The organism is Glutamicibacter soli, from assembly GCF_052322135.1.
Taxonomy (GTDB): Bacteria; Actinomycetota; Actinomycetes; order Actinomycetales; family Micrococcaceae; genus Glutamicibacter; species Glutamicibacter soli.
The window spans coordinates 2,341,482-2,367,936 of the sequence record NZ_CM125969.1; the positions used below are offsets into that span (position 1 = coordinate 2,341,482).

Sequence of the window (26,455 nt, forward strand, 5' to 3'; positions counted from 1 at the left end):
CCGGAAAATTTCCGGGCCGCGCCGGCCCTTACAGGTGCACCCCGTTCCATGGAGTTCCTAGAAGGTTCCCTCGCGCAGCAGCTCCAGCGCGCCGGACAGGTCCGAGGGGTATTCGCTCTCGTATTCCATCCACTGCCCGGTGACCGGGTGTTCGAAGCCCAGGCGCTTGGCGTGCAGCCACTGCCTAGTCAGCCCGAGCGCGGCCCCCAGCTTCGGGTCGGCGCCGTAGGTCTGGTCGCCGGCGCAGGGATGGCCGAATGCGGAGAAGTGCACGCGGATCTGGTGGGTGCGCCCGGTTTCCAGGTGCACCTCCACCAAGCTGGCGCGGCCGAAGGCCTCGATGACCTTGTAGTGGGTGACCGAATTTCGTCCGCCGTCCAGCACGGCGAATTTCCAGTCGTGCCCTGGATGCCTGCCGATGGGTGCGTCGATGGTGCCTTCCAGCGGATCGGGCAGGCCTTGGACGACTGCGTGGTAGATCTTCTTCGGAGTGCGTTCCTTGAAGGCGCGCTTCAGGGCGGTGTAGGCGCGTTCGGACTTCGCCACCACCATCAGTCCGCTGGTGCCCACGTCGAGCCGGTGCACGATGCCCTGGCGCTCGGACGCTCCGGAGGTGGAGATCGTGTAGCCTTCGGCCATCAGCGCCCCGACCACGGTCGGACCGACCCAGCCCGGCGACGGGTGGGCGGCGACGCCCACGGGCTTGTCGATGACAACGTAGTCGTCATCGTCGGCGATGATCTTCAGGTCTTCCACGGCTTCCACCCTGATTTCCAGCGGGTCGGCTTGGGCCGGTATGGTCACCGACAGCCTGTCCCCCGCTTTGAGCTTTAGTGACTTGGCAATAGTTTTCCCGTTGACCTGCACCTGTGAGTCCTTGCACAGGCTGGAGGCCAGGGTGCGGGGAATCTGCAGTACGCGCGCCAGGTAAGCATCCAGCCGGGATCCGGCGTCGGCCTCGTCGACCGAGAGGGCATGGTGCGATGCGTCCATCAGGGGGCTCATGAAGCAGGCTTCTGCGGGTCGTCGCCCTGGGCTGCGGAGCCGCTGTCCTTCGGCTTGTCCCCGATGGTGCCGTCCAGATTGATGCCGCGGATGAGCATGTAGGCGACCACGATCATGGAGCACACGATGAACGAATCGGCGACGTTGAAGATCGCGAAGTTCGTCACCGAGAACATGTCGACCACGTGGCCGAAACCGAAGGCAGGTTCGCGGAACAATCGGTCGCCCAGGTTGCCGAGCACGCCGCCCAGCAGGCAGCCGAGGACAATGGACCAACTGCGGATCTTGACCCGGCGGAACAACAGGTAGGTGACGACCACGGCCACCGTGGCCTGCAGGATGGTGAACACAACGGTGAAGTTCTCGCCCATGGAGAACGCGGCTCCCGGGTTCAGGATGTAGTGGATGTCGAAGAACCCCGGGATCACCTCGAAGGACTCTCCCAGCTCCATGCTGTTTTCGACCCAGAGCTTCACGCCCTGGTCAAGGACCAGGGCAATCAGGGCGATGATCAGGCCGAGTCCGGTGTAGCGTTTGGCCTTCGCGGCGGCGCTGCCCGCTTGTGGTTCACTCACGGTGTTACCCATTAATTCCTTTTAAACGTCATCGGTGGTGCCGGAAAGAATCCGTGCACCACCGATGATCTTACTTTATGACCAGTTCAAGCGTTGAACCGCAGGCAGCTAGTTGGCCTTGCCTGCTGCGCCATCGATCGAACCCTGCGACTCGAGGTCGCGCAGCTGTCCTTCGATGTAGGTCTTCAGGCGAGCACGGTAGTCGCGCTCGAAGCCGCGCAGCTGCTCGAGCTTGCGTTCGAGGACGGACTTCTGCTGCTCCAGGGCAGACAGGGTCTTGCGGCTCTTCTCTTCTGCCGAGGTGACCAAGGAGTTTGCCTCGGTCTTGGCATCGGAGATGATCTTGTCGCGCTGCTCAACACCGGATGCGACGTATTCGTCGTGCAGGCGCTGTGCCATGGCAAGAACGTTGGCAGCCGATTCGGCGGAAGGAGCGACGGCCGGTGCTGCTGCAGGAGCTGCTTCGACCTTCTTCTCGGCAGGCTTGGCAGCCGGAGCTGGCTCGGCCTTCTTCTCTTCTGCCGGCTTGGCAGCTGGAGCCGGAGCAGCCTTGGCTTCTTCGGCAGGCTTGGTTTCAGCCTTCTTATCCTCGGCTGGCTTGGCAGCCGGAGCAGCGGATACTGGAGCCGGAACAGCCTGTTCCTTGGCTACAACGTTTGCGTCTTCGCCAAGTTCGCTCAGACGGCGGCGGAGAGTCTCGTTTTCACCGGTTAGGCGACGCAGCTCCACCACGATCTCGTCGAGGAAGTCATCTACCTCGTCCTGGTCGTAGCCTTCACGGAACTTGGTCGGCTGAAAGCGCTTATTGACTACGTCTTCTGGCGTCAAAGCCATTGGGTCACCTCAATGCTGGGATCATTTCCGCAAGGCCTTTGGTTGCCCTGCGAAACACTTACCGTTCTTCAGTGTCGCGACCGGTGAAGTCGGAGCACTATTTCCTAAAGGATATAACGATTTGGACACTAAATACGAAATCGGGTCTTCACCCGAGTCTCTTTTTCTTTGAATCTACCTTGTAGGCGCTATGCCTACAATCCCCTAGCTGGAGGAGAAACTCCTACTCAGATACCTGTGCTCGCCCCCAGATTGCCGACGATGACCTTCGCGATCATGACGACGATGAAGAAAATCAAAAAGGACAGGTCAAGGCGGATTCCGCCGAGATCCAGGGGTTTGATTTTCCCGCGGAGCCACCGCAGCGGCGGATCGGTGATCGACACGACAAACGACGCGACGACCAGCGCGATGCCCTTGGGACGCCAGTGGCGGGCAAAGTTTTCAGTTATATCCAGCACAATTCGCATCAGAAGCAGAATTTGCAGGATCGCTAAGGCGAGATAAATAATCCCGAACACCATTTTTGTGCGCTCGCTCCTGGCGTCTTAGCTCTGGTTGAAGAAGGTTGCCTGGGCTTCGGACTGCTTGCGGTCCTCGCCCAGCACCTCGACGGTGGACGGCGAGAGCAGGAACACCTTGTTGGTGACTCGCTCAATCGATCCGTGCAGCGCGAAGACGAGGCCAGCGGAGAAGTCCACCAAACGCTTGGCGTCGGTTTCACCCATGTCGGTGACGTTCATAATCACCGGAATGCCGTCACGGAAGTTCTCACCGATGATTTTGGCATCGTTGTAAGAACGAGGGTGCACGGTTGTAATCTGACGCAATTCGGAATCCTCATCCCTCACTGAAGGGGCACGCTTGATGGGGGTTACCGGTGCACGGTATTCGGCATCCGGTTCTGTGGCTGTTGGTTGCGGAGCGGCCGCGCGAACGACTGGCTGCGGGCGCGGGGATTCGGCGGGACGCTTCGGAGCAGGGTCTTCGATGACTCGAACCGGAGGCTTCGGTTCTGCCTTATCTACCACAGCCTCTTCGTGCTCGACGGCGTCCGCCAAGCCGAGATAGACCATTGCCTTGCGCAGTCCGTCAGCCACGATAATTCTCCTAGTTTGTCCCGTTCATGCACCCCATGCATGATTCCGCTACTTCGACGCTACCGCACAGAATTCAGGTAGCAATGTTCATTCGAGATTTTCTCACCGGTGTGTCGCACACGGGTGTTAATCGCGCCAAATAAGTCCTGCAAGTCGGCCCGAGTCAGTAGATCTGCGGTATGAAAAAAATCGTTCATCTTCCAAGGTGCAGACCCCGCTGAGCTGGACTTGGACGTCCAGTTCCGCCAGCTCCCGGGCCGCGGAGGCCGGAAGATCCAGCGCCTCGGTTCCCCAGGAAGTCCGGGTGCGGATTCCCGGACGAAGCTGCTCGGATTCCTCGGCCATCTGCTGCGGCACTTCGTAGCAGTTGCCGCAGATCGAAGGGCCGATGACGGCCTCGATCTGCACCGCGCCGTGGGAACGCAGCTGGTGTACGGTCTTGGACAGTATTCCGTCCAGCAGTCCGCGGCGTCCGGCGTGGGCAGCGGCCGTGAGGCTGCCGCCGGATTCCGGATTGCGCCCCACGAAAAGCACCGGCAGGCAGTCCGCGACCATGACCGCCAGCGGTTCAAGCCCTGAGGGGTCGACCAGCGCATCGCAGGTCGGAGCCTCCGGGTCGCTCCACGAGGTGCGTTGCGCACCGTCGACCGCATGGATCAGCGTGGAGTGGATCTGGTTCATGAAATTCAGGGAAAAACGTCGAACCCCGATCGAGTCCTCCAGCCTGGCACGATTCTCCGCCACAAGGCGGGGATCGTCATTCACATGCAGGGCGAGGTTTCCCTCGGCCTGCGTCGTGAAGGCCAGCTGGATGCTCGGATCGAGGTTCGACGCGAAATGTAGCACTGCTCAGCTTCCTGCTGTTCTTACTTCAGGAAGTCCGGGACGTCGAGGTCGTCGTTGGAGCCGTTCAGGTCCGAATCGACAACGTCTGGCAGGTCCTGGAAAGGGTTCTGCTCTGCGGCAGGCTTCTCTGCAGGTGCCGGGGCGGCCGGCGGTACAACGGCGGGAGCAGCAGGCGCGGCAGGTGCAGCTGGCTCTGCTGCACGGCTGACGGCTGGCTTGGACACGGCCGGCGCGGACATCGGCTTGCTGGTCACGTCCGGCTCGTCGAAGCCGGCGGCGATCACGGTCACGCGGGCTTCATCACCCAGTGCGTCGTCGATGACGGCGCCGAAGATGATATTTGCTTCCGGGTGGGCGACTTCCTGGACCAGGCGGGCGGCTTCGTTGATCTCGAACAGGCCGAGATCCGAACCACCCTGGATGGACAGCAGCACACCGTGCGCGCCGTCGATGGAGGCTTCCAGCAGCGGCGAGGCGATGGCCAGTTCGGCCGCCTTCACCGCGCGGTCCTCGCCGCGGGCCGAGCCGATGCCCATCAGTGCGGAGCCAGCGCCCTGCATGACGGACTTCACGTCGGCGAAGTCGAGGTTGATCAAGCCCGAGGTGGTGATCAGGTCGGTGATGCCCTGGACACCGGAGAGCAGGACCTGGTCGGCCTGGCGGAATGCGTCCAGAACGGACACGTTGCGGTCCGAAATGGACAGCAGACGATCGTTAGGGATGACGATCAGGGTGTCGACCTCGTCGCGCAGCGCCTCGATGCCGGACTCTGCCGAGTTGGCACGGCGGCGGCCTTCGAAGGTGAACGGGCGGGTGACCACACCAATGGTCAGCGCGCCCAGGGAGCGTGCGATGCGGGCAACGACAGGGGCGCCACCGGTACCGGTGCCGCCGCCTTCGCCTGCGGTGACGAAGACCATGTCGGCGCCGCGCAGGACGTCCTCGATCTCCTCGACGTGGTCCTCGGCTGCCTGGCGTCCAACTTCAGGGTTGGCGCCTGCACCCAGACCGCGAGTCAGCTCACGTCCAACATCCAACTTGACGTCGGCGTCGCTCATGAGCAGTGCCTGAGCGTCGGTGTTGATGGCGATAAATTCAACGCCCTTCAAACCGACTTCGATCATACGATTGACTGCGTTTACACCGCCACCGCCGATACCGACGACTTTAATGACCGCGAGGTAGTTCTGTGGAGCTGCCACGTCCCGCTTCCCTTGTTAGATGTGCTACATGAATCCGACCCATGCCGAAACCTTCACCCTTAGCCTGAAGGTCAGGTTTCTGTCAAGCGATCGTTATTAAGAACGCTATGAGTCGTATGGTCTTTGTGCAACGACCGCCTAGGCGTGTCGCTACTTCAAACCTATCTTTCCAGAATTTTGGCTCAGAATGTTCATCCCGCGCCCAAGTCTGACGTACTTAATAGGTCACCGGATTTTCCGGATTGGAGACGTCGATGGTCTTCTTCGCCTCCGCGCTGTCCTTTGAATTATTCAGGAAAATCTGTGTCACCTGATTTTTCAACGCCGCCTTCTCCCCGTTGCCCCAAATCAGTGTACGCTTCTGCGGCAAAGCAAGTTCCATGAATCCCGCTTCGGTCAACGAAGCGGTGGAAACCTGCTCCAGCACCTTGGCGTCGACCCCGCTGAGAATCGAGGTCAGCAACTTGAACTGCTCTGGATCCTTGGTGGCATCCGAGGCCTTGATCTTCGGCAACTTGGTTTTGTCCTTGGCGCCGAGCTTCTTCAGCTTGGCGCCGGTGTCGGACACCAGGAAGTTGGATTTGCCGTCCACCAGGATCGCCACCGGAACCTCCTCATGGATCTCCACCACCAGGGTGTTGGGCATCTGGGCCCGAACCACGACGCTGTCGATCGCCGGCTGCTCACCGAGCAGCTCTTCGACCTTGGCTTCGGAAATCCGCGGAAGCGGCGTGCCTTCCAAGGGCGCCAGCGACTCGAGCAGCTGCTTTTCGCTCAGCAGCTTGGTCCCGGTCACCTCGATCTTCTTGGCTGCCAGCACCGGGGAAAAACTCAGCACCAAGACCACGACCAGGCTGAGCACCACGATGGCGGCTGCGCCGATGAGCATGATCTTGCGCCGCCTCTTCTCCGGGCTGGGCGGAAGTTCAACGACCTTGGCTTTTTCGTCCATTGGTTCCTAGGGTTGCGTTCGTCGAGCGGGTCTCAGGACAAAGCGTCGAGCAGCCGGCCGCCGAGGTAGGTGACGTCTCCTGCTCCCACGGTCATGATCACGTCGCCGGGCTCGGCGTTTTCCACCACATGGGCCACCGCGGCCTCCGGCGCGAACACATGGGCCGGCACTTCGACGCGTTCGGCGATCAGCTCGCTGGCGACACCCTCGATGGGCTCCTCGCGGGCGGGATAGATCTCCAGCAGGGTCACCGTGTCCGCGAGCGAGAGCGCGCTGGCGAACTGGCGGTAGAACTCCTTGGTGCGGGAGAACAGGTGCGGCTGGAAGAGCACGTGCAGCTTGCCCTCCCCCGCCATCACGCGGCCGGCCTTCAGCGCGGCGGTGACTTCGGTGGGATGGTGGGCGTAGTCGTCGTACACCCGCACACCGTCGGCTTCGCCCTTGAACTCGAAGCGGCGGGCCGCGCCGGTGAAGCCGGCCAGGGCTTCGAGCGCGTCGTCCACGTCCACGCCGGCGTCGATGCCCACCGAGAGCGCCGCGGCGGCGTTGAGCAGGTTGTGCTGGCCGGGCACCGCGAGGTTCAGGATGTGCTCCTGTCCGCTGCCCCATTCGATGGTGGCGGCAAACCGGCCGTTGTCCAGAGCGCGGGCATCGCTCAGCCGGCGGTCTGCATGATCGGAGAAACCGTAGGTCTGCACCCGCAGGTCGCTGCGGCTCTGGCGCATCTTGTGCGCGAGCTCGTTGGCGCCGGGATCGTCGGCGCAGCAGATCAGCAGCCCGTCCTCGGGCAGCAGCTGGGCGAAGTCGACGAAGGCCTGGTGCACTGCTTCGGCGGTGCCGTAGTGATCAAGGTGGTCCGCCTCGACGTTGGTCACGATGATGACGTCCGGGCGGTAGTTCAGGAACGATGCGTCGGATTCGTCGGCCTCGGCCACGAAGTAGCCTCCGTTGCCCAGTTCCGCGTTGGTGCCCAGGCTCGGGATGTTGGCGCCCACCGCGAAGCTCGGCACGGCCCCGACGGACTTGAGCATGTGGGCGGTCAGCGAGGTGGTGGTGGTCTTGCCGTGGGTTCCGGCGATCGCCACGACGCGGTCATGGCCGCGCATGGTCGCTTCAAGCCCCTGGGAGCGGTGCAGGATGCGCAGTCCGCGGCGCACTGCCTCGTCGTATTCGGGATTGCCCGGCTTGATGATCGAGGAGATCACCACGGTGTCCGCGTCGCCCAGGTTCTCCGGCGCATAGCCGACATGAATGCGGGCCCCGCGTTCGCGCAACCCGTCCATCACCGGCAGGTCCTTGGCGTCGGATCCCGAAACGCTCAGCCCGTAGTCCAGCATGAGCCGGGCCACGGCCGAGACTCCGACACCGCCAACACCCATGAGGTGTACCTTGCCCAATTCGGCATTGAGCTCGTCGGCTCGCTTCGACATGTTCTAGCCTTCCTGTCCCGGCAGTGCCCGGGATGAAACTTCGGTGATGATCTTCCGTGCCATGATCTGCGCGGCGTCGCGCCGTCCCAGTGAGGAGGCGGCCTGCGACATCCCTTCCAGTTTATGCCGATCGCCCAGCAATGGGATGACATGCTCGGCGATGTAGCCGGCGGAGAAGTCCTTGTCCTCGACCAGCAGCGCGCCGCCGGCCTGGACCAGTTCGCGGGCGTTGAGCTTCTGCTCGCCGTTGCCGATCGGCAGCGGGACCAGCACCGAGGGGGTGCCTGCCACTTCGAGTTCGCAGACGGTTCCGGCGCCCGAGCGGCAGACCATCAGGTCCGCCGCGGCGTAGGCGTAGTCCATGCGGTCAACGTATTCGACCTGGGTATAGCCCTCGTGGGCCAGCAGCGCGCCGGAGTCGTCGGTGAGCTGCTTGCCGCGGCCGGTGATATGCACGGTGCGGATGCCGGCGGCGTTCAGCTGCTGGAGGGACTGGGCGACGGCGTTGTTCAGGCTCAGCGCGCCCGAGGAGCCGCCGGTGACCAGCAGCACCGGGCGGTCGTCGGTCAGCCCGAAGTGGGCCCGGGCCTCGTCGCGCAGCGCGGCGCGGTCCATGGTGGCCACGTTGGAGCGCATGGGCATGCCGACCTGTTCCTCGCCGGGCAGCCCGGTGCCGGCGAAGGTGGTGCCCACGGCGGCAGCGTGCTTGGCGCCGAGCTTGTTGGCCATGCCGGCCTTCGAGTTCGCTTCGTGCACGAAGATCGGGACACCGAGCTTCCTGGCGGCCAGGTAGGCCGGGGTGCAGACGTAGCCGCCAACTCCCAGCAGCGCCTGCGCGTTGCTCCGGCGCAGCACCGCCTTGGCCTGGTTCACTGCCTTGGCGAAGCGGAAGGGGAACTTCAGCACGTCGAGATTGATGCTGCGCGGCATCGGGGCCTTGGGAATCAGTTCCAGCGGGTAGCCGGCTTCGGGCACCAGCCGGGTTTCCAGTCCCCCGGGCGAGCCCAGCGCGGTGATCTGCGCGGCCGGGTTTTCGTCCTTGACCGCGTCGGCGATCGCCAGCATGGGCGAGATGTGCCCGGCCGTGCCGCCGCCGGCGACTACCAGTCGAATCGGTTCGCTCATGGTGCTGGTGTACTCCTTGGGTTGGTCGGCAGCGGGTGCCGTTGGTAATTCTGTGGTGCGCTCGGTGAGAACCGTCCGCGGGGGTGCCGGGCCCGGTCCGTGGGCTCAGCGCTTGGGCTTGGGTTTGGCCGCCGGCTTGGTGGAAGGAACGACGGAGACCACTTGGTCTTGCTTCTGCTGGCGGGCCGAGGAGAGCACGAAGCCCATGGCAAGCATGACCGCGAGCATCGCGGAACCGCCGGAGGAGATGAAAGGCAGCGGCACGCCGATGACCGGCAGCACGCCGGAAACGGTGCCCAGGTTCACGAAGGTCTGGCCGATGATCCAGGACATCAGGCAGCCCATGAGGACGCGGGTGTACAGGTCGGTGGCGCGCATGGCGATGCGGTACATGGCCAGGGCGAGGATGGCGAACAAGGCGAGCACGAAGATCACGCCGATGAAGCCGAACTCTTCACCGAGGATGGAGAAGATGAAGTCGTTCTGCGCTTCGGGTACGTAGGACCATTTCATGCGGGACTGGCCTGGGCCGACGCCGAACCAGCCGCCGGAGGCGAAGGCGTGCATACCCATGTTCGACTGGTAGCACTGGTCTCCGCTGCCGCAGTCGATGCCCAGCCATGCCTTGATGCGTCCGCGGCGGTTGGCCGAGGCCATGACCAGGACGGTCAGCAGCGCGAACCCTGCGGCGCCCAAGCCCAGCAGCCATTTCATGCGCAGGCCGCCCAGGAACATCGCGGTGGCCAGGATCATGATGAGCACCAGGGCGGTGCCCACGTCCTTGCCGAGCACCACAAGCAAAAGAATGATGGCGCCGACCGGTGCCAGGATCGGAATCATCAGGTGCTTCATGTCGCCCAGCAGGTGCTGCTTCTTCTCGAGCATGAAGGCGGAGAACACCGCCAAGGCGAGCTTGGCGAATTCGCTGGGCTGCAGGCCGAATCCACCGATCTTGATCCAGTTGCGGTTGCCGAGGACTTCATGTCCCAGCGGCGTGAACGCCACCAGGAACAGCAGCGCCATCGCGGCACCCACGGCGATCCACGCGAGGCGTTTGAGCTTGGAGGGGTGGATGAACTGCATGATCAGCATGCAGACGATGCCGACCCCTGCGAACATCGCCTGGGACAGGGCCACGGTGAAACCGTTGCGTCCGGCCGCGATTGCTTCGACGGAGGCGGAGGACTGCACCATGATGACGCCGAACACCGACAGGAAGATCGAGGTCACCAGCACCAGCCAGTAGTCGGTCGAGGCCAGGCGTGCGCTGGCCTTCTCGACTCCGCTGAAGATCCCGCCCTGCGGGCGCAGGCCGGGCTTCTTGCCGGAGGCGGCGGTCTTCCCGGTTTCGGCCTTGGCGCCCTGCGGCTGCTTGCGCTCCTTGGTCACCACCAATGCCCCCGTCTGTTGTTGCTTTCCGGCACTGGCCGGGTTCTCTTGCGTGCTGTTAGTCGTCAGAATTCTGATCCGTGGAACCACTATCCATCAGATCACTGACCGCGCTGATAAAGGCGTTGCCACGCTGGGCGTAGGAACTGAACTGGTCCATGGACGCGGCGGCCGGTGCCATCAGCACCGTGTCCCCCGCCTGGGCAAGTTTCCCTGCGGTGTGCACGGCGCGGGCCATGACCTGGGCGCCGCTGGGCAGGGTGCCGGTTTCATCGTGCACCGCGGCGGTGATGTCGATGACCTCGACCTTCGGCGCGTGCTCGGCCAGCGCTTCGCGCAGCCCCTGGATGTCGGTGCCGATCAGCAGCACGGTGCGCAGCCGGGCCGCGTGCTTGGCCACCAGCTCGTGGTAGTCCACGCCCTTGGACAGGCCGCCGGCAATCCAGACGACCTTGGTGAAGGCCGCCAGGGAGGCGTCGGCCGCGTGCGGGTTGGTGGCCTTGGAGTCGTTGATCCACAGGATGTCGTCGCGGCGGGCGACAGCCTGGATTCGGTGGGCGCCGGCGTCGAAGCCGCTCAGGCCGCGGTGCACGGCTTCCGGCTGAACGCCGAAGGCGCGGGTCAGCGCGGCGGCGGCCGCTGCGTTCGCAGCGGTGTGGCGCGGGACGATCTCGCCGATGTCCTTCAACGCGATCAGTTCCACCGCATTGGTGCGGCGGTCCTCGATGAATGCGCGGTCCACCAGCAGGTCCTCGACCACTCCGACCATGGACACCGACGGGGTGTTGGTGGTGAAGCCGATGGCGCGGCAGCCCTCGATGACCTCTGCGTTCTCCACCATGTCGAGGGTGACCTCGTCGGCGACGTTGAAGATCGCGGCAATCTGCGTGCGCTCGTAGATCTTGGCCTTGTCGGCCTTGTAGTTCTCGAACCCATCATGCCAGTCCACGTGGTCCTCGGCGATGTTCAGCACCACGGAAGCGACCGGGGAAATGCTGTGGGTGTAGTGCAGCTGGAAGCTGGACAGCTCCACGGCGAACACGTCGTAGTCCACCGGCTCGCGCACGGCGTCCAGGATCGGGGTGCCGACGTTGCCCACGGCGATGGCCTTCAGGCCAGCGGCCTGCAGGATCGCTTCGGTCATGCCCACGGTGGTGGTCTTGCCGTTGGTGCCGGTGATGGCCAGCCACTTCGGCGCCGTGCGCCCCGCGCGGTTCTGCACGCGCCAAGCCAGCTCGATGTCGCTCCAGACCGGGATGCCTGCCTCGGTGGCTTCGGCGATGACCGGGTGGCGCGGGTTCCAGCCTGGCGAGGCGAGCACCAGCTGCGGCTGCTGGTCCTGCACCTGCGGCAGGTGCGTGACGTGCTCGGCGCCCAGCAGCACCTGGTGCGCGCCGACGATCATCAGGGTTTCCCCGCGCTGCTGGTTCAGCTCGTCGTCGCGGCCGTCCAGGACGGTGACGACGGCTCCGAGCTCGATTAGCGTGTCGGCGGCGGAGAAGCCAGACAGGCCCAGGCCCGCCACGAGAACGCGCAGGCCTTTCCAGTTCGAATCCCAGCTTGTCAGTTCGGCCAGTGCGGCATTGGCGTTTGCGCTCACAGTGCGACAACCCATTCAGAGTAGAAGATGCCCAGACCTGCGGCCACGAACAGGCCTGCCAGGATCCAGAAGCGGATGACGACGTTTTCCTCGGACCAACCCGACAGCTCGAAGTGGTGCTGCAGCGGGGCCATCTTGAACACGCGCTTGCCGCCGGAGATCTTGAAGTAGCCCACCTGGATGATCACGGACAGCGAGATGATGACGAACAGGCCGGCGATGATGACCAGCAGCAACTGGGTGCGGGAGAGGATCGCGAAGGCCGCGACGGCGCCGCCGATGGCCAGCGAGCCGGTGTCGCCCATGAAGATCTTGGCCGGCTTGGCGTTGAACCACAGGAAGCCGATCAGCGCGCCGGAGAGGATGGCGCCGAGCATGGCCAGGTCCTGCGGGTCGCGCACCGAATAGCACACGTCCAGCGCGTTCGCGTTGCTGCAGGCCTGGTTCTGCTGCCAGATGCCCATCAGCGTGTAGGCGCCGAAGACCATGATGGAGGCGCCGGTGGCCAGGCCGTCCAGGCCGTCGGTGAGGTTCACGCCGTTGGTGGTGCCGGTGACGATGAAGTTGGCCCAGAGGACGAACAGGATCAGGCCGACCATCGGTCCGGCGAAGGCCAAGTCGATGTTGGTGTCGCGCAGGAAGGAGATCGCGGTGGAGCCAGGGGTCAGCCCCTGGTCATTGGGGAACTGCAGCGCCAGCACGGCGAAGCTGATGCCCACCACTGCCTGCAGCACGATCTTCTGCCAGGCGCGCAGGCCCAGCGAACGCTTCTTGAAGATCTTGATGAAGTCGTCCAGGAAGCCGACCAGGCCCATGCCGCCGAAGAGCAGCAGCACCAGCAGGCCGCTGGCCGTGATGCCCGCGCTGGCCCGGCCCATCATGCCCAGGATGGCGTGGGTCAGGAAGTAGGCGATGAAGACCGCCAGCACGAAGACCACGCCGCCCATGGTGGGCGTTCCGGACTTCACCGCGTGGGACATCGGCCCGTCGTCGCGGACCACCTGTCCGTACTGCTTCTTCGTGAGCAGCTTGATGTACAGCGGCATGAACACCACGGTCAGCAGCAGGGCGATGCCCGCTCCTACGATTAATGCGATCATGCGTTCTCGCCTTCCTTCACGAATGCTGCGATGTCATCACCCAGATGGCGCAGGCCGGCGCCGTTGGAGGACTTGAACAGGACGATGTCCCCCGGCTCCAGCTGCTCCTGCAGCAGGGTGCGGGCTTCGTCCACGTTCTCCACGAAAAACGCCTCGTCGCCCCAGCTGCCTTCCAGCACCGCGGAGTTGTAGGCCGCCTTCGCGCCGCGGCCGACGACCACGAGCTTCTTGATGTTCATCCGCACCGCCAGGCGGCCCAGCAGGTCGTGCTGGTGGATTGACTCGTCGCCCAGCTCCAGCATTTCACCGAGCACCGCCCAGGTGCGCCGCCCCGGAGTCTCGCCGCTGGGCAGGCCCAGCTCGGCCAGGGTCACCAGTGCGGCGCGCATGGATTCGGGATTCGCGTTGTAGGCGTCGTTGATGATGCTCACGCCGTCGGCGCGCTCGACGCGCTCCATGCGCCAGCGGCTTCCTGCCTTCCGACCGTTGAGCACGCGGGCAATCAGCGCGGGATCGATGTCCAGGGCGTAGGCGGCGTTGGCAGCTGCCAGGATGTTCGCCACGTGGTGGCGGCCGAGCAGGCCGGAGGTGATGCGCTGGGAGTAGCCGTCGGGGAACTGCAGGGTCATTTCGGGCTGGCCCTGGGAGTTGACCTCCACGTCGGCGCCCCAGACCCCGGCGCCCTCCACCGGCTTGCTCCCGGTGCCGAAGAAGCGGACCGCTCCCCCGGAGCGCGAGGCCATGCGCGCCACGCGCGGGTCCTCGGCGTTCAGGATGGCGATGCCGTCGGCGTCCAGCGCCTCGACCAGCTCGCCCTTGGCCTTCTCGATGTTCTCCACGCCGCCGAATTCGCCGGCGTGCGCGGTGCCCACGCAGAGCACCACGCCGATCTTCGGGTGGACCATGTCGGTCAGGTAGGTCAGGTGACCGATACCGGTGGCACCCATCTCGATCACGAAGTACTTGGTGTCCTCGGTGGCATTGAAGACGGTCAGCGGCACGCCGACCTCGCCGTTGTAGGAGCCGATTGGCGAGACGGTCGGCGCGACCTCGGAGAGGATTGCCGCCAGCAGGTCCTTGGTGGTGGTCTTGCCGGCCGAGCCGGTGATGCCCACAACCACCGCATCGTTCTTCTGCTTCAGGTAGGCGACGATGTGGGCCGCGATCTTGCCCATGGCTTCCACGGCATCCGGGACGATGACCGCCGGGTGCTCGCGGCGCTGCTCGTCGAGCGTGACACGCTCGGCCAGCGCCAGTACGGCCCCGGAGGACAGCGCGGCGTCGATGAAGGCGTGGCCGTCGGAGAACTCTCCGGGCTTGGCGACAAAAAGCGAGCCTGGTACGACGTCGCGGGAATCGGTGGTCGCCGAGGTCACCACGGTGCCGGGGGCGACGGTATTCGTCGCTTTCCCTCCGGTGATGCTCAGCAGGTCGGTCAAAGACAGTTCAATCATGGCAATAAGGACTTTACACTCGGGCGATGACGTTGGTGGACTTGGGCGTGCTAGGGAATGGTCACAAAACCATGAAGTTTCAGGGCATTGGCCAGTTCCACTCGATCGTCAAGTTCGACGTCCATTCCCGCGACGTCTTGGCTGACTTCGTGCCCGCGGCCTGCCACGAGGATCGCGTCGTTGGCTCCCGCCAAACTCACAGCAAACTCCACGGCTTTGGCGCGTGGCGCGATGTTGTGCAGCTGCACCTCGGGGCGTTCGGCCTCGATGGCGCGGGCGGCGCCGGCGGCCACCTGCTCGCGGATCGGGGCCGGGTCTTCCCCGTGCGGGTCGTCGTCGGTGACGATCACGATATCCGCGTGGCGTACCGCCACCGCGCCCATGTCCGGGCGCTTGGTGGTGTCGCGGTCGCCGGTAGCACCGAAGACGATGATGCGCCGTCCCCCGGGGCCCGGGCGCACCGAGTCCAGGGCCTTGGCCAGCGCGTCCGAATTGTGCGCGAAGTCAACCACTGCCACCGGCGACTCGCCGACCACCTGCATGCGTCCGGGCACCGCGACCGACAGCGGGTCGCTGGCGTCCAGCGCCTGCTGCAGCGCGTGAAGCGGCACCCCGCTGGCCAGCACCATCAGCGCCGCCAGCGCCGCGTTGGCCACGTTGAACATGCCAGGCAGCCCGGTGCGGGTGCTCAGGGTGCGTCCGTCGCGGTGGGTGATGTTGAAGCTGTGGCCCAGGCCCGAGTGCTGCAGGTTCTCCACACGCCAGTCGGCGCCCGGGTGACCGGCATCCAGGCTCAGCGATTCCGTGGGGACCAGCGCGCGGTCGGCCAGCTGCTGGCCGTACGCGTCGTCGACCATCACCACGGCGCGTTGGCTTCGCTCGGGGGTGAACAGCTGGGCCTTGGTCTCGAAGTACTCCTGCATGGTCCCGTGCAGGTCCAGGTGGTCCTGGGTGAGGTTGGTGTAGCCGGCGACCGCGAAGGACAGGGCGTCCACCCGACCGTAGCTCAGCGAGTGGCTGGAGACCTCCATGGCCACCGCGTCGACCTGCTGCTCGGCCATGCTGGCCAGCACCCCGTGCAGCTGGGTGGATTCCGGGGTGGTGAGCACGCTGGGAATGATCTGCCCACGCGCGGACATCTCGATGGTGCCGACCAGACCGGTCTCCGTGCCCAGGGCCTCCAGGATGGAGCGGATCATGAAGGTGGTGGTGGTCTTGCCGTTGGTGCCGGTTACGCCGAACAGCTGCGGGCAGCGGGTGGCGGTGCCGTAGATGCGCTGGGCCGCGGCGGCGGCGACGGCCCGCACGTTCTCCACGGTCGCCACCGGCAGCTGGAAGTCCGCCGGCAGATGGGCCAGGCCCTGGGCGTCGGTGATCAGTGCAAGTGCCCCGTTGGCCACCGCGGTGGCGGCGAACTCCGCCCCATGGCGGCGCGCGCCGGAGATCGCCAGGAAGACATCCCCGGGCTGCACCACCTGCGGGTTCAGGCTGACCCCGCGAACCAAGGGGTTCGCCGCCGGGTTCAGCGAACCGCGCACGGCGCCGAGCGCCGCGCACAGTTCCTCGAAGCTGGTTTCCGCAACTGACTGCGGACGCAAATGACGTTCCAGCGCGCGCGGCGTGCCGGGTTCCTGGACTACCAAGGTTTCTTTTGTTCCTCACCTACAAAGACGTCGTACGCCTCTGAATCGCTTGTGCTCGGTGGCACGTTGTACGTATTCAACGTATGGCTCATCACTTCGGTGAACGTGTCCGCCACCGTGAAGTTGCGCCAATTGCCCTGCGGCCGGTACATCGTGGCTACGACCACGTACTGCGGGTCGTCCAGCGGGGCGACGCCGGCGAAGGAGTACGTGTAACCGTCATAGCCCTTCGCGCTGGCGGCCTGGCCGGTTCCGGACTTACCGCCAACGCGGTAGCCCGGTATCTTCATTTTAGTACCGGTTCCCGACTCAACGACCGATTCCATGAGTTTGAGCATCTCGGATGATGTTGATTCCTTCACAACCCGGGTTTCCTTGCGCTCGGCCGGTTCGGAGATCGAGCCGTCCTCGTTGCGGTACCCGTCGATCAGGCTGGGCTGGATGCGCACGCCGCCGTTGGCCAACGTCTGGAAGATGGATGCGGTGTGCAGAGCGGTCTGCGAGTAGCCCTGCCCGAACATCGTGGTGTACTGCTGGCGGCGGTCCCAGGTTTCCGGGGCGGCCAGCTGTCCGGCGCTAGCGCCGTTCAGTCCGACGTCGATCGGGGTTCCCAGGCCGAAGGCACGCATGTAGTCGTAGCGGGTCTGCTTGCTGACCTGATTGCCCACCATCACCGTGCCGGTGTTGTAGGAGCGGGCGAAGATGCCAGCCGCCGTCATGTCGTAGGTGGCGTGCGGCAGCGAGTCGTTGATGGTCTCCTTGGTGAACGTCTTCTTGTTCGGGACCTTGAACTCGTCCAGGGGCTTGACCTTGCCCTGGTCGATGGCCGCGGCGAAGATCGCCGCCTTGCCCGTGGAGCCCGGCTCGAAGGCGCGGGTGATGGAGACCGAGCGGCGGAATTCAGGTTCGGTGGCGCCCGGGTTGTTGGGGTCCAGCTCTGCCGAGTCGCCGATGGCCAGCAGCTTGCCGGTCTTGACCTCCTGCACGATGACGGTGGCCCACTCGGCGTTGAACTGCTTCTGCTTGGCTTCCGCCGCGCGCTGGGCCACGTACTGGATGTCGTTGTCGATGCTCAGCAGCACGTCCTGGCCGTTCACTGCGGGGGTCTCTTCCAGTTCGGTGGTCGGGATGCGCACGCCGTCGGCGCTGACCTCGAACTTGCGTTTGCCGGCGGTGCCGGCGAGATGGTCTTCCTGGCTCAGTTCAAGGCCTTCGGCGCCGACGACGCCCTTCTGGTCCTCGGAGTTCCGTACGAAGCCCAGCAGCGGGCCAGCGATGACGCCCTGCGGGTACTGGCGTTCGCTGCGCAGCACCGAGTTCAGTCGCGGAATGCCGATTTCCATGACCTCGTTGCGAACCTCGGGGGTGACGCTCTTGGCGATCATGACGTAGCCCTTGGGCTTTGCGCCGTCCTGCGGGCGGATGGCCTTGGTCAGCTCGTCGACATCCTGGTCGAGCACCTCGGCCAGTTCCTTGATTGCTTGTTCCCAGGAAATCCGCTCGCGGGAGTTGGAGCCGTCGCGCGCCTTGCGCCGGATGGTGTCCTTCTGGTCCCGCTGGTCGACAACCAGGTCGTAGCGGTCCACCGACACGGCGAGGACGTTGCCGTTCTTGTCCAGGATGGATCCGCGGGTGGGGGCGATGGTCTCCACGCGGTTGCGCGTATCGGCCGCTTCCTTGGCCGCCGCCGCGGGGTTGATGCCCTGCACCCAGAAGAGTCGACCGGCGATGATGACCAGCAGCAGGATGGACAGCAGCAAGACGAAGCGCATGCGTTTCTTCGCGGTATCAGCGACAGTCGAACTCACGGTGAACCCAACTTTCCTTCATCGTGGATTGGTGACAGCCAAGTTGCCGCCCTGTGTTCAAGCTTAGGAAGCGAACCTTAGTCCGTCGGGGATTTCATGGTCGGCGCCGGAATCGTGCCGCCGTTGAGCTCGCCTTCGGTGAATACGGGGCGTCCGTCGTCCCCGACCTTGCGTTCGACCGTCTCCGGCTTGGTCTCTGCTGCCGCGGCCTTCTCAGGCTTTTCGGAAGTCTGCTTGCCAACCGTGGTTTCGGGCGTCGTGGACTTCGCTTTCTCTTCAGCGGCCTTGGCCTTCTTGCTGCCGTTGATGATTTCGCCCGGTAGCGGCAGAGTGTCGTAATTCGTCGCGTTCTTGTCGCCCTTGACCGCTTCTTCAGCTGGCTGGGTGATCTTTCCCTCAGAGAGGTCAATCAGTCCGGGCGCACCCGGGGCGACGAGTCCGAGGTCGGAAGCCTTGCGAGCCAGTGCCTGCGGTGCCGAGAGCGACTGGGCATCCTTGAGCAACGCCTGGTTCTCCTGGGAGAGGGCGCGTTCCTGATTGCGCAGGGAAACGATGTCGTACTGGCGCTGGGCCACCGAGGTGTTCATCAGGACCAGGGCCACGATGACCGCGACGAATAACATGACCATGACCACCGAGGTGACGACCATGGATCGCTTGTTCGTCTCGTTGATCCGTGGGACCAACGAAAGAGTCACGCGCTGAGGCGTGTCAGCAAACTTGAGATCGCTAGCGGAAACGGGCTCGGGGCGCACGGCGCGGGCAGCACTGCCGTCAACAACTGGTTGGGCAGTCATGGCTGCGTTCTTTTGCACTCGGCGCTGGGCTCGTTGGCTCATACTAGCTCCTCTTCAGAACTCGTTCCACGGCCCGCAGGCGGGCTGAGGCGGCACGTGAATTTTCTGCAATTTCAGCTTCGCTGGGCTTTTCGGTTCCCTTGGTGAGAACCTTGAACTCAGCTTTGTGTTCCTCAAGCTCAACCGGGAATCCCGGAGGGGCCGAGGAGGTCGATCCCTGGACGAAGTGTCGTTTGGTGATCTTGTCTTCCAGCGAGTGGTAGCTCATGACCACCACTCGGCCTCCGATGTTCAGTGCGCCCATGGCGGCCGGGATGGCTCGCTCCAGGACGTCCAGTTCTTCGTTCACGGCGATGCGCAGTGCCTGGAAGGTTCGCTTGGCCGGATGCCCGTGGTTGCGGGCCGCCGCGGCGGGAACAACGGATCGAATGACGTCCACCAGCTGGGCGGTGGTGGTGATCCGTGCCTTGGCCCGGGCTTCGACAATCGCAGTGGAGATCCTGCCGGCGAATTTCTCTTCGCCCCATTGGCGGATGATCCGCAGCAGTTCCTCGCGTTCAAGGTCGTTGACCAGATCTTCAGCGGTAGGTCCGGCCGAGGTATCCATACGCATGTCCAGCGGAGCATCATAGGAGTAGGCGAACCCCCGTTCACGCTCATCTAGCTGGAGGGAGGAGACGCCGAGGTCGAACAGCACGCCGTCGACGCCGGGGAAACCGAGATCGGCTACAACGTCGGCGATCTCGTCGTAGACCGCGTGGACGAGGTCGATGCGGTCCTCGAAGGGACGCAGACGGGCCCCGGCAAGCTCGTGGGCTTGCTCGTCGCGGTCCAGGCCGATCAGGTGGAGATTCTCGAACCGCTGGAGGATGGCCTCCGAATGGCCGCCCATGCCCAGGGTGCAGTCGACGACGATTGCCCGACGTCCCTCTGCGTTGGCTCGTTCAATACCCGGAGCCAGCAGATTGACGCAACGATCCAGAAGTACCGGAACATGTCGTTCTGATGCTGGTCGCTGGGAATCCTGATTCGTCACTGCGCCCCCTTTCGCGTTCAAATCGGTGCTGAGATCAGATCCCCCTCCAACCGTTGACGGCGAGACATTCTGGCTCCGGGGAAGTGAAGCCAGAAGATTTCGCCTTCAAGGTGGCTGGAGATCTCATCCCAGCTGCTTGGTTGACCTGAGTGGCCGCCCCTGATCGGACGACTAATCCTCGTCGGTCTCGGAAAACACTTCTTCCTGTTCCTGCAGGTACTGCTGCCACGCTGCGGAATCCCAGATCTCGATGCGGTTACCCGCACCAATCACCGTTACCTCGCGGTCGAGACCGCCATAGGTGCGAAGCACCTGCGGGATTGTGACTCGCCCCTGCTTGTCGGGAACTTCATCAGACGCACCGGAAAGGAACACGCGGGCATAGTCCCTGGCCTTGCGGGACGTCAGCGAAGCCTGAGCAAGTTGCTCATGTTGCTTCTCGAACTCTCGTTGGCTGAAGACGTAGATGCAGCGTTCCTGTCCCCGGGTCAAGACCAGCCCATAAGCTAACTCGTCACGGTATTTGGCAGGCAGAATCAGGCGCCCCTTTTCGTCGAGTCGCGGCGTGTAAGTTCCAAGGAACATGCACACCGCCTTTCTCCGCGAAGTGGTCAGAATCCCCGATTCCCTCTACTGCACTCCACTTTACTCCACAACCCTCCACTGTCAACGCACCTACCTGGGTTTGCCGAAGGTTTAGACATAAAAAATAGCGTATTTCCGCGTGTTTAAAGGAGAAAATGCAGTGGAGGCTCCAGGGGCAGCTGTGGACCGAAAGGTGCGGAAGAATCCCTATAAGGCGCGAAAATGCACGTGTTTTCGGGATTTGGGCCCTCAGTGGTGGAAGGTGGAGGGGCTTGGGGAGGGAAGTGGAGTCGGTGGTTCGACAACCGGAAATGTTTCCCTAGGAAATTGCCGAGAATCGCAATCCCGGCCATGTCGGCGGCGAGGCACCGCGCAGGACCTTCCGGCCGCCCAAAGCGCCATCATGCCGCACGGCCTGTGGAATGGCCCAAAAGACAATTTAAAAAACAAAGAGGTGCAACCCTCGGGTTACACCTCTAAATGCGATCAGCTCTAGCCGTCAGACTGGTCCCGCTTGCGCTGGTTCCACTTTTCTTCGAGTCCACTCATGAACTGAGAATTGTTCTTGGCATTGGATCCTGCGCGGGGCTTGGCGCCCTGGCCGATTTTTCCTGCTGCCGACTTCTTCAACGCCAACATGACTCCACCGAACATCACCGCGAATCCGATGACACCAACAACGATGATCTGCTGGGAGATACCGAAAATCAAACCGGCCAGCCCGAGAATGACCAAGAGGATACCCAGCGCGATGTTGCGGGTTGAAAGCCGCCCCGTGCTTGATGGGGCTTTCATGTTGGAGGCAAAGCGACGGTCTTCGTGCAGCTGCTTTTCCAACTGCTCCAACAGACGCTGCTCGTGTTCCGATAGCGGCATCGCCTTCTCCTTCCAATGACTTTCAGACGATCATGCACCGTCTACAGGTTCAACGCCTCATGCTCGGGAAAAGTTCCCAGTCATAATTCGAACCCACTTCTAGGATAGTCTCTTTTGACGTCGCCCTGCTAGTTGATCTTAACCACTGTTAACTTAGGCATTGGTAGGCAAAACATGCTCTTTACTCCTTGGGTCGCAGAAAACGCGCCGGACCGGTGGAGGACGTCGGGAATTTCTGGCTGATCAGGTCGGCGATCCGCTCGGCCTCCCGTGTTTTTTCGTCTCTGGGATCCAGGCTCAGCTGAATCCCCTGTGCCGAGTCTTCAAGCCGTTCGGCTCTGACCCCAAGCAGCCTGATGGGCTGGGCCAGCGGCCACAGGTTGCGGAACAGGCTAATCGCTTCGGAACTGATCATCGAAGATGAATCTGTTGCGGCGGCGAGGGTCTTGGACCTGTTGATCCCACTGAAATCCTGGTACTTCAACTTGATTCCCACGCCGCGAGCCACTTTGTCTTGGGCGCGCAACCGCTGGCCGACCCGGTGCCCGAGCCTCAGCAGTTCGCGCTCCAGTACGTCCTTGTCCCGGATATCCGTGGAAAATGTATGTTCGGCGGAAAGGCTCTTCTCCTCCCGCACGGGTTGCACCGGGCGGTTATCTATGCCCTGGGACAGCAAATACAGAGCCCGGCCATGCTCCCCGAATTTCTGTACGAGCCGAGATTCAGGTTCGGCCGCGAGCTGGGCCACGGTGTCGATGCCCAGCGAGTGGAGCTGGTCTGCCGTTCGTTTGCCCACTCCCCACATCTTGGTGACCGGAAGCTGATGCAGGAATTCCAGGGTGCGTTCCGGCGCGACGACCGTCATCCCGTTCGGCTTGGCATACGTCGAAGCCAACTTGGCCACGAACTTGTTGCGGGCGATGCCAACGCTGGAAGGCAGGCCGAATTCGCTCTGGATGTGCTCTCGAATCCGCCGGCCGATGGCAACCGGCCCTCCGAGCATCCTCATGCTCCCGGTAACGTCGAGGAATGCCTCATCGACGCTGACCTGTTCCACCACCGGGGTCACGGTGTGCAGGTAAGCCATGATCCGTTCGGAAATGGCGTTGTACTTGCCGTGGACCGGCTCGACAATGTTTGCTTCGGGCATCAGCGCAATCGCCTGGCTCATCGGCATGGCCGAATGAACTCCCCTGGCCCGGCAGTCGTAGGAGGCCGACAGGACCACACTGCGCCCACCCGGGAATCCGACGATCACTGGCTCGCCGAGAAGTTCGGGATGGTCGATAAGTTCCACCGAGACGAAAAAGGCATCCATGTCCACGTGCAGGATCGCGCGATGCTCTTTGTCATTCATGACAGCTATATTAGTGCGCGCTTCCGACAGTGCGCTGGCGGCCGAACACCCCGGAACTGCATTTGCACTTGCCCATGGCATCCGGGAAATATCCTCCCGGATTCCCGGTAGAGTTGATCCTAGCCATCTGCCCCTTCACGCGGAGAATTGATTTTGCATGTCGTTGCCTGAAACCGTCTCGGCCTTTGAGCCTGAAGTCCAGGAGCTGAGCCGGAGCTATACGGACGCCGTTGCCGCAAAGCTTGAGGACTTCCTTTCCGACAAGAATGATGAAGTCTCGTCAATTACCACCAGCGCAACTGAAATCGTCAACGCGATTCGGGATCTGACACGGGGCGGCAAGCGGCTCCGTCCGCTATTCGCCTACTGGGGATTCCTGGGCGCAGGCGGCGCCAGGGATTCTGCAGAGGTCATCCAGCTGGGCGCCGCGCTGGAGCTTTTCCAAGCCGCGGCGTTGATCCACGACGACATCATCGACAATTCGGATACCCGCCGCGGGCGTCCGAGTGTGCACAAGCACTTTGAAGCGCAGCACAAGTCGCTGGGCTTGTCCGGCAGCGCCGCGAACTACGGCATGGCCAGCGCCATCCTGACCGGCGATTTGTGCCTTTCGTTGAGTGAAGAGCTTTTCGCGGCGATTCCAAGCGTTGACGCCGCTACGCGCACCATCTTCAATCGCATGCGGACCCAGGTCATGGCCGGGCAGTATCTCGACGTACTCGAAGAGTCGGCCGGCCCCGCCTACGATCCGGCCGAAGCCGTGAAGCGCGCCCGGACCATCGTCCGCTACAAGTCGGCCAAGTACTCCACCGAGAATCCGATTCTGCTCGGCGGTGCGCTCGCCCGCGCGAACGTTGAGCTGCTCGATAGCTACAGCGCGTTCGCACTGCCCTTGGGCGAGGCGTTCCAGCTTCGAGACGACGTGCTGGGAGTCTTCGGCGATCCCGAGATCACCGGCAAGCCGGCCGGGGACGACCTGCGTGAAGGCAAGCGGACCGAACTCATCGCCCACGCACTGCTGCTGACGTCCCCTGAGGAACAGGACTTCATCCAGAACAGGCTCGGCGCCCTGGACTTGTCCGACGCTGAAGTGCAGAAGCTCAGCACTATCCTGCAGGGCAGCGGTGCGTTGCAGGAGACCGAACGCAGCATCAGCGAACTAACTGTCCAGTCCTTGCAGGCTCTGGGAGAAATCCAGACCCACGACCTCGCGCTGGCCGGCATGAAGTTCCTCAGCGATGCAGTCACCAAACGCAGTAGCTAGCCCTGCGGAACATCACCGATAGATAACAATAGGTCTCGACTTTCCTTCCAAATAAAGGAATGTCGAGACCTATTCTTTATACAAAGCTTCGTGTATCTACCAAGCCAATGCTTGCGCGCGACGGCGAATCTCGGTCTTGCGGCCCGAGCGCAGCGCGTTCATCGGGGTGCCCGGAAGCGACTCGTCCTCGGTGAAGAGCCACTTGACGCTCTCTTCATCGGAGTAGCCCGAGTCCTTCAACACCGACAAGGTACCCTTGAGGCTCTCGACAACCGCGCCATCCTGAACGAATTCCGCAGGAACCGAACGAACCTTGCGCTCGCCGATGCGTAGAGCCACGATCGTACGCTCATCAAGCATGCGATGCACGCGGCGAATATCAATGTCTAGTTCTTCGGCCAGATCGGGCAGGGTCAGCCACTGGCCAACAAGTTCTTGAATGTCATTCACCCCTTAAGGTTCCCATAAATTGCGATTCACCGCAGAAACTTTGTTCAAACCAGTCACAGCTGTTTCCATGCGTCACACAAGTAGTGTAAATTTTCATGTATCACTTTGATAACAATTGCAACACAAACAACTCCTGAAGCAGCCGGTTCAGGTGCACTTGTGACTGTTCGCGATTATCGCAACCGTACAAATGAGGAATGACTCTATGCCCCACAAAGCGACCCATGTCTCCACGCATGCGCTAGGTGTTGTCGCAGGTGCAGCGATCCCCGCTGCTGTCATCGGCAGCCTCGCCTTGGCCCCGGCTGCGTACGCAGCGCCAGCAGTATCGGTAAACACCCCAGGCTCGGCCGCGAAGTCGGTAACACCCGAAAACATCAAGATCGCTGAAGATCAGATCAAGGCACACCTGATTGCTTCCCGCGTGCCTTCCCTGGGCCTGCCTGCCAAGGCCAGCACCAAGGAAATCAAGATCCCGGCAGGCGCCAGCTTGTCCAGCTTGGCGGTGGAGTACAAGACCACCGTTTCCAAGCTGAAAGACCTGAACGACCTCAAGAGCGACTTCATCGTCGCTGGCAAGACCTTGAAGGTGCCAGGCCACGGTTCCTCGTCGTCGAAGTCCTCGAAGTCTTCGAACACATCCGCAACCAGCAGCTACACCGTAAAGTCCGGCGACACGCTCAGCGCGATCGCGGCCAAGCACAAGATGAGCCTGTCCGACCTGCTGAAGAAAAACGACATCTCCTCCAGCACGAGGATCTTCCCGGGCGACAAGGTCAAGGTCGATGGCGGATCAGCCGAAAGCTCCAGCAAGCGGTCATCGTCGAGCAAGTCCTCGTCGACCAGTTCCGGCTCGGCCAGCTACACTGTGAAGGCCGGAGACACCCTCGGCGGCATTGCCATCAAGCACAACATGAGCCTCTCGGCTCTGCTGAGCAAGAACGGCATCTCGGCCAGCAAGCCGATCTTCCCGGGCGACAAGCTCACCATCAACGGCTCGGCCAACTCCTCCAGCTCCTCGGGCAAGTCCTCGTCTTCCTCGAAGCCTTCCGGCGGAGCGAGCTACACCGTGAAGTCGGGCGACACCCTCAGCGGCATCGCGTCCAAGAACGGCATGAAGCTGGGCACCCTGTTGAGCCTGAACGGCATTTCGGCTTCCAAGCCGATCTTCCCGGGCGACAAGATCAAGGTCTCGGGCAGCGCTTCGTCGTCCTCTTCGTCCTCCTCGTCGTCCAAGCCTTCGGGCGGATCGTCCAAGGCTTCGAGCTACGCGGTGAAGTCCGGCGACACCCTCGGCGGCATTGCGGCCGAGCACGGAATGAAGCTGTCAGACCTGCTGGACAAGAACCCGCAGCTGAGCACCTCGACCCCGCTGCAGATCGGGACCAAGGTCAAGGTCAGCGGCTCCTCGGTGTCCTCGACCTCCACCGGTGGATCCAAGAAGAAGATTGGCAACACCTTCCTCGGCCGCACCTATGCCGACCACGTGGTCAGCAGCGCGAACGAGAACAAGGACTACCTGGACTCGATCTCGGTGCCGAGCCGCAGCGAGATGCAAAGCATTATCGTGTCCACCGCCAACCGCATGGGCGTTGACCCGGCGCTGGCGCTGGCGCACTCCATGCAGGAGTCGGGATTCAACATGCGTGCGGTCTCCCCCGCCAACGCCCTGGGCGCCATGCAGGTGATCCCGAGCACCGGCGAGTGGATGTCCTCCCGCCTGGGCAAGAAGCTGAACCTGCTCAACCCGCAGGACAACGTGACCGCAGGTGTTGCAGTCATCCGCTACAACCTCGACAACACCGACAACCTGGACGATGCCATCGCCGCGTACTACCAGGGCCTCGGCGGCGTGAAGAAGTACGGCATGTACGACGACACCAAGCGCTACGTGGCCAGCGTAAAGTCGTTGATGAAGCAGTACCGCTAAATACTGCGCAAGGGGCGGCCCGGAGAAGTTTCCACTTCTCCGGGCCGCCCCTTGCATTGCGCCCGGCGTGCGCGCACCAGCTGGCCGTTTCGCGGTC

At 63.1% G+C, this 26,455-nt stretch carries 24 protein-coding genes; 2 read left to right on the plus strand and 22 right to left on the minus strand.

Annotation, left to right across the window (positions count from 1 at the left end; translation table 11 throughout):
• Positions 1-57: 57 nt before the first annotated feature.
• The 21 genes from ACTX90_RS11070 to dinB all read right to left on the minus strand — a co-directional run bounded on the left by ACTX90_RS11070 (position 58) and on the right by dinB (position 22,714).
• Positions 58-1,005, minus strand: coding sequence for an RluA family pseudouridine synthase (locus ACTX90_RS11070; protein ID WP_443442080.1), 948 nt, complete (start codon positions 1,003-1,005; stop codon positions 58-60).
• On the minus strand, positions 1,002-1,580 hold the full coding sequence (gene lspA / locus ACTX90_RS11075; RefSeq protein ID WP_244910786.1) for a signal peptidase II: 579 nt from the start codon (positions 1,578-1,580) through the stop codon (positions 1,002-1,004). Before lspA ends, ACTX90_RS11070 begins: the two co-directional genes overlap by 4 nt.
• Before the next feature lie 108 nt (positions 1,581-1,688).
• Positions 1,689-2,414, minus strand: a complete 726-nt coding sequence (locus ACTX90_RS11080) for a DivIVA domain-containing protein (protein WP_113606456.1) — start codon at positions 2,412-2,414, stop codon at positions 1,689-1,691.
• A gap of 227 nt (positions 2,415-2,641) precedes the next feature.
• Complete coding sequence (locus ACTX90_RS11085; protein WP_047119481.1) at positions 2,642-2,938, minus strand: YggT family protein; 297 nt, start codon at positions 2,936-2,938, stop codon at positions 2,642-2,644.
• 24 nt (positions 2,939-2,962) lie between these two features.
• Positions 2,963-3,514, minus strand: coding sequence for a cell division protein SepF (locus ACTX90_RS11090; RefSeq protein WP_443442081.1), 552 nt, complete (start codon positions 3,512-3,514; stop codon positions 2,963-2,965).
• 126 nt (positions 3,515-3,640) lie between these two features.
• Positions 3,641-4,360, minus strand: a complete 720-nt coding sequence (locus ACTX90_RS11095; RefSeq protein ID WP_443442082.1) for a purine nucleoside phosphorylase YfiH/LACC1 family protein — start codon at positions 4,358-4,360, stop codon at positions 3,641-3,643.
• Positions 4,361-4,380: 20 nt separating this feature from the next.
• Positions 4,381-5,562, minus strand: coding sequence for a cell division protein FtsZ (ftsZ, locus tag ACTX90_RS11100; protein ID WP_113606458.1), 1,182 nt, complete (start codon positions 5,560-5,562; stop codon positions 4,381-4,383).
• A gap of 217 nt (positions 5,563-5,779) precedes the next feature.
• The gene (locus ACTX90_RS11105; RefSeq protein ID WP_047119485.1) at positions 5,780-6,514 is read right to left on the minus strand and encodes a cell division protein FtsQ/DivIB; all 735 of its coding nucleotides are present in this window, start codon (positions 6,512-6,514) and stop codon (positions 5,780-5,782) included.
• 32 nt (positions 6,515-6,546) lie between these two features.
• Positions 6,547-7,944 carry a UDP-N-acetylmuramate--L-alanine ligase gene (murC, locus tag ACTX90_RS11110; protein ID WP_047119486.1) on the minus strand — a complete coding sequence of 466 codons (1,398 nt, stop codon included), beginning with the start codon at positions 7,942-7,944 and terminating at the stop codon, positions 6,547-6,549.
• 3 nt (positions 7,945-7,947) lie between these two features.
• Complete coding sequence (gene murG / locus ACTX90_RS11115; protein WP_047119487.1) at positions 7,948-9,069, minus strand: undecaprenyldiphospho-muramoylpentapeptide beta-N-acetylglucosaminyltransferase; 1,122 nt, start codon at positions 9,067-9,069, stop codon at positions 7,948-7,950.
• 105 nt (positions 9,070-9,174) lie between these two features.
• A complete protein-coding gene (gene ftsW / locus ACTX90_RS11120) occupies positions 9,175-10,461 on the minus strand; it encodes a putative lipid II flippase FtsW (protein WP_244910801.1) in 1,287 nt (428 codons plus the stop codon).
• Positions 10,462-10,516: 55 nt separating this feature from the next.
• Positions 10,517-12,073, minus strand: coding sequence for a UDP-N-acetylmuramoyl-L-alanine--D-glutamate ligase (gene murD / locus ACTX90_RS11125; RefSeq protein WP_047119489.1), 1,557 nt, complete (start codon positions 12,071-12,073; stop codon positions 10,517-10,519).
• Positions 12,055-13,158, minus strand: coding sequence for a phospho-N-acetylmuramoyl-pentapeptide-transferase (gene mraY / locus ACTX90_RS11130; RefSeq protein WP_047119490.1), 1,104 nt, complete (start codon positions 13,156-13,158; stop codon positions 12,055-12,057). Before mraY ends, murD begins: the two co-directional genes overlap by 19 nt.
• On the minus strand, positions 13,155-14,612 hold the full coding sequence (locus ACTX90_RS11135) for a UDP-N-acetylmuramoyl-tripeptide--D-alanyl-D-alanine ligase (RefSeq protein ID WP_047119491.1): 1,458 nt from the start codon (positions 14,610-14,612) through the stop codon (positions 13,155-13,157). Before ACTX90_RS11135 ends, mraY begins: the two co-directional genes overlap by 4 nt.
• A 50-nt stretch (positions 14,613-14,662) precedes the next feature.
• Positions 14,663-16,255 carry a UDP-N-acetylmuramoyl-L-alanyl-D-glutamate--2,6-diaminopimelate ligase gene (locus ACTX90_RS11140; protein WP_443442083.1) on the minus strand — a complete coding sequence of 531 codons (1,593 nt, stop codon included), beginning with the start codon at positions 16,253-16,255 and terminating at the stop codon, positions 14,663-14,665.
• Positions 16,249-18,063, minus strand: coding sequence for a peptidoglycan D,D-transpeptidase FtsI family protein (locus ACTX90_RS11145; protein ID WP_047119493.1), 1,815 nt, complete (start codon positions 18,061-18,063; stop codon positions 16,249-16,251). The genes ACTX90_RS11140 and ACTX90_RS11145 overlap by 7 nt, the downstream gene beginning before the upstream one ends.
• A gap of 77 nt (positions 18,064-18,140) precedes the next feature.
• Positions 18,141-18,761: a cell division protein FtsL gene (gene ftsL / locus ACTX90_RS11150; protein ID WP_146955833.1), complete on the minus strand. Its 621-nt coding sequence runs from the start codon at positions 18,759-18,761 to the stop codon at positions 18,141-18,143.
• A gap of 142 nt (positions 18,762-18,903) precedes the next feature.
• Complete coding sequence (rsmH, locus tag ACTX90_RS11155) at positions 18,904-19,896, minus strand: 16S rRNA (cytosine(1402)-N(4))-methyltransferase RsmH (protein ID WP_047119494.1); 993 nt, start codon at positions 19,894-19,896, stop codon at positions 18,904-18,906.
• A 171-nt stretch (positions 19,897-20,067) separates the two neighbouring features.
• Positions 20,068-20,481, minus strand: coding sequence for a division/cell wall cluster transcriptional repressor MraZ (mraZ, locus tag ACTX90_RS11160; RefSeq protein ID WP_047119495.1), 414 nt, complete (start codon positions 20,479-20,481; stop codon positions 20,068-20,070).
• Between the two features lie 492 nt (positions 20,482-20,973).
• Positions 20,974-21,357, minus strand: coding sequence for an SCO2097 family morphological protein (locus ACTX90_RS11165; RefSeq protein ID WP_047119496.1), 384 nt, complete (start codon positions 21,355-21,357; stop codon positions 20,974-20,976).
• 181 nt (positions 21,358-21,538) lie between these two features.
• The gene (dinB, locus tag ACTX90_RS11170) at positions 21,539-22,714 is read right to left on the minus strand and encodes a DNA polymerase IV (protein WP_113606463.1); all 1,176 of its coding nucleotides are present in this window, start codon (positions 22,712-22,714) and stop codon (positions 21,539-21,541) included.
• Between the two features lie 157 nt (positions 22,715-22,871).
• Here dinB and ACTX90_RS11175 point away from each other — a divergent pair, with 157 nt between their 5' ends.
• Complete coding sequence (locus ACTX90_RS11175) at positions 22,872-23,978, plus strand: polyprenyl synthetase family protein (RefSeq protein WP_113606464.1); 1,107 nt, start codon at positions 22,872-22,874, stop codon at positions 23,976-23,978.
• Positions 23,979-24,074: 96 nt separating this feature from the next.
• On the opposite strand, the gene ACTX90_RS11180 is transcribed toward ACTX90_RS11175, so the two are convergent.
• Positions 24,075-24,428, minus strand: coding sequence for an Rv2175c family DNA-binding protein (locus ACTX90_RS11180; protein ID WP_047119498.1), 354 nt, complete (start codon positions 24,426-24,428; stop codon positions 24,075-24,077).
• 205 nt (positions 24,429-24,633) lie between these two features.
• Here ACTX90_RS11180 and ACTX90_RS11185 point away from each other — a divergent pair, with 205 nt between their 5' ends.
• The gene (locus tag ACTX90_RS11185; protein WP_443442084.1) at positions 24,634-26,358 is read left to right on the plus strand and encodes a LysM peptidoglycan-binding domain-containing protein; all 1,725 of its coding nucleotides are present in this window, start codon (positions 24,634-24,636) and stop codon (positions 26,356-26,358) included.
• The last annotated feature ends 97 nt before the right edge of the window (positions 26,359-26,455 follow it).

Excerpts from the sequence above, each read along its gene's own strand:
- murG (WP_047119487.1), bottom strand. The coding sequence starts at position 9,069 with ATGAGCGAACCGATTCGACTGGTAGTCGCCGGCGGCGGCACGGCCGGG.
- mraZ (WP_047119495.1), bottom strand. The coding sequence starts at position 20,481 with ATGTTCCTTGGAACTTACACGCCGCGACTCGACGAAAAGGGGCGCCTG.
- ACTX90_RS11135 (WP_047119491.1), bottom strand. The coding sequence starts at position 14,612 with ATGATTGAACTGTCTTTGACCGACCTGCTGAGCATCACCGGAGGGAAA.
- ACTX90_RS11165 (WP_047119496.1), bottom strand. The coding sequence starts at position 21,357 with ATGCCGCTATCGGAACACGAGCAGCGTCTGTTGGAGCAGTTGGAAAAG.
- murD (WP_047119489.1), bottom strand. The coding sequence starts at position 12,073 with ATGGGTTGTCGCACTGTGAGCGCAAACGCCAATGCCGCACTGGCCGAA.
- ACTX90_RS11080 (WP_113606456.1), bottom strand. The coding sequence starts at position 2,414 with ATGGCTTTGACGCCAGAAGACGTAGTCAATAAGCGCTTTCAGCCGACC.
- ACTX90_RS11070 (WP_443442080.1), bottom strand. The coding sequence starts at position 1,005 with ATGAGCCCCCTGATGGACGCATCGCACCATGCCCTCTCGGTCGACGAG.
- ACTX90_RS11175 (WP_113606464.1), top strand. The coding sequence starts at position 22,872 with ATGTCGTTGCCTGAAACCGTCTCGGCCTTTGAGCCTGAAGTCCAGGAG.
- ACTX90_RS11185 (WP_443442084.1), top strand. The coding sequence starts at position 24,634 with ATGCCCCACAAAGCGACCCATGTCTCCACGCATGCGCTAGGTGTTGTC.
- dinB (WP_113606463.1), bottom strand. The coding sequence starts at position 22,714 with ATGAATGACAAAGAGCATCGCGCGATCCTGCACGTGGACATGGATGCC.
- ACTX90_RS11105 (WP_047119485.1), bottom strand. The coding sequence starts at position 6,514 with ATGGACGAAAAAGCCAAGGTCGTTGAACTTCCGCCCAGCCCGGAGAAG.
- ACTX90_RS11085 (WP_047119481.1), bottom strand. The coding sequence starts at position 2,938 with ATGGTGTTCGGGATTATTTATCTCGCCTTAGCGATCCTGCAAATTCTG.
- murC (WP_047119486.1), bottom strand. The coding sequence starts at position 7,944 with ATGTCGAAGCGAGCCGACGAGCTCAATGCCGAATTGGGCAAGGTACAC.
- mraY (WP_047119490.1), bottom strand. The coding sequence starts at position 13,158 with ATGATCGCATTAATCGTAGGAGCGGGCATCGCCCTGCTGCTGACCGTG.